At 76.9% G+C, this 2,469-nt stretch carries 2 protein-coding genes; both read left to right on the top strand.

Annotation, left to right across the window (positions count from 1 at the left end):
- Nucleotides 1-152 precede the first annotated feature (152 nt).
- Nucleotides 153-1,493 carry an ergothioneine biosynthesis glutamate--cysteine ligase EgtA gene (gene egtA, locus E1265_RS35580; RefSeq protein ID WP_132935079.1) on the top strand — a complete coding sequence of 447 codons (1,341 nt, stop codon included), beginning with the start codon at nucleotides 153-155 and terminating at the stop codon, nucleotides 1,491-1,493.
- Nucleotides 1,486-2,469: SUMF1/EgtB/PvdO family nonheme iron enzyme (locus E1265_RS35575; RefSeq protein ID WP_132935078.1), on the top strand; the 984-nt coding region annotated here is incomplete at its 3' end. The genes egtA and E1265_RS35575, both read left to right, overlap by 8 nt.

The following is a 2,469-nucleotide window of genomic DNA, read 5'->3' as shown; positions in this document are numbered from 1 at the left end:
CCACCAGGCACAGGCAACCCGCGCGAAGCGCCAACGCGGACGGACACCCAGGTGGACCCCCGCCGCAGGACGGCGCCAACATCCCCGCCGTACCGTGAATCCGGCGCTCCGGAAAAACCGGGGCGTATCGGAACGTGCGGAGGGCGACTCGCATGGCATGGGATCCCACCCCGGCGACAGCCGCGTCCGCCGTCGAGGCCGACGAGCCGCCCGGCCCCCTCTCCTCCGCCGAGGCGGAGGCGCACGTCCGCCGGACCTGCTTCGCCGCCGCCCCGCCCCTCCGCACCGGCGTCGAACTCGAATGGCTGGTCCACGACCGCAGCGACCCCGGCCGCCTGGTCCCGCCCGAGGCGCTGGAGGCCGCGCTCGCCCCGCTCGCCGTCCCCGGCGCGCTGCCTGGCGGCTCCCGTGTCACCCGCGAGCCCGGCGGCCAGGTGGAGCTCAGCGGGCCGCCGGCCACCAGCCTCGTCGGCTGCGTCGGCGCCGCCGCCGACGACGTCGCCGCGCTGCGCCACGCGCTGGCCGCCGCCGGCCTGACCCCCGTCGGCCTTGGCCTCGACCCGCACCGCGTCCAGCCGCGCGTGCTCGACGCCCCCCGCTACCGCGCGATGGAGGCGTACTTCGACCACTTCGGCCCCGGCGGCCGGATCATGATGCGGGCCACCGCCTCCGTCCAGGTCTGCGTCGACGCCGGCGACGAATCGGACGGGCCGAGCGGCTACCGCGCCCGCTGGGCGCTGGCCCACCGGATCGGCCCCCTGCTGGTCGCCGCCTTCGCCAACTCGCCGCTGTTGCGCGGCCGTCCGACCGGCTGGAAGTCCACCCGGCAGGCGCTGTGGGCCCGCATCGACCCGGGCCGCACCCGCCCGCCAGAGCACGGCTGCGACGGCGACCCGCGCACCGCCTGGGCCGGCTACGCCCTGGACGCGTCGCTGCTGTGCGTGCGCCGCGACCCGCCGGCCCCCTGGACGGCGCCCCGCGCCCGCTCGTTCCGCTCCTGGCTGCGCGGCCCGCACCGACACCCGGAACGACCACCGGCCCTGGCCGACCTCGACTACCACCTCAGCACTCTCTTCCCGCCCGTCAGGCCGCGTGGCTGGCTCGAACTCCGCATGATCGACGCCCAGTCGGGCGACGACTGGCTCGTGCCGGTCACCGTCGTCCGCACCCTGCTCGACGACCCGGTGGCCGCCGAGGCCGCGCACCGCGCCACCGAGCCGCTGACCGGGGACGACGGGCGGCCACGCGCGGAGTACTGGCTGCGCGCCGCCCGTCACGGCCCGGCCGACCCGCTGCTCGGCCCCGCCGTCCGCGCCTGCCTCGCCGCCGCCGAGTCCGCCCTGGCCCGCGACCCGGCCGACGCCCGACTGCGCGCCGCCGTCGGCCGGTTCGCCGACCGCTACGCCGAACGCGACCGTTGCCCGGCCGACGACCACCTGGACCGCGTGGACCGCCCCGCACGACCCCCGCTGGAAGGGGCGCGCCATGACTGACCAGACCCTCACCAGCCCCGCCTCCGACACCGACGACCTCGCGGTGGCCCTGGCCACCGCCAGGCGCCGCACCCACTCCCTCGCCGACTGCCTTCCGGACGACGAACTCACCGCCCAGCACTCCCCGTTGATGTCCCCGCTGGTCTGGGACCTGGCGCACATCGGCAACCAGGAGGAGATCTGGCTGGTCCGCACCGCCGGCGGTCGTCCCGCGCTGCGCCCCGAACTCGACCCGTACTACGACGCGTTCCGCCACCCCAGGGCCGACCGCCCCGCCCTGCCGCTGCTCGCCCCGGACGCGGCCCGCCACTACCTCGCCGAGGTCCGCGCCCAGGCCTTCGACGTGCTGGCCACCGCCCCGCCCGAGGCCCGCTTCCTCTTCCGGATGATCGCCCAACACGAGCAACAGCACGACGAGACCATGCTCGCCACCCACCAACTCCGCCGTGGCCCAGCCGTGCTCGACGCGCCGACCCCGCCCGCCGCGCCCGCCGACGCCGCCGCCCTGCCGCGCGAAGTCCTCGTGCCCGGGGGGCCGTTCACCATGGGCACCGATCTCGCCACCGACCCCGACGCGCTGGACAACGAACGCCCCGCGCACCGCGTCGACGTGCCCGCCTTCTGGCTGGACACCGTGCCCGTCACCAACGCCGCCTACCAGCAGTTCATCGCCGACGGCGGTTACCGACACGCCCGTTGGTGGCAGCCGGACGGCTGGCTCCACCTCCGGCAGGCCGGCCTCACCGCCCCCGCCTTCTGGCGTCGCGACGGCGACACCTGGCTGCGCCGCCGCTTCGGCCACCTCGAACCCGTGCCGCCGAACGAACCCGTGACGCACGTCAGTTGGTACGAGGCGGACGCCTACGCCCGGTGGGCCGGCCGCCGACTGCCCACCGAGGCCGAGTGGGAGAAGGCCGCCCGCCACGACCCCGACACCGGCCGCTCCCGGCGCCACCCCTGGGGCGACACGCCGCCC

The organism is Streptomyces sp. 8K308, assembly GCF_004348315.1.
Classification (GTDB): Bacteria; Actinomycetota; Actinomycetes; order Streptomycetales; family Streptomycetaceae; genus Streptomyces.
The sequence above is the reverse complement of the archived record's forward strand: the minus strand, read 5'-3'. Positions and strand labels throughout refer to the sequence as shown.

What these genes read in the sequence shown, in the direction of transcription:
- egtA (WP_132935079.1), top strand. Translation starts at nt 153, where the DNA reads ATGGCATGGGATCCCACCCCGGCGACAGCCGCGTCCGCCGTCGAGGCC.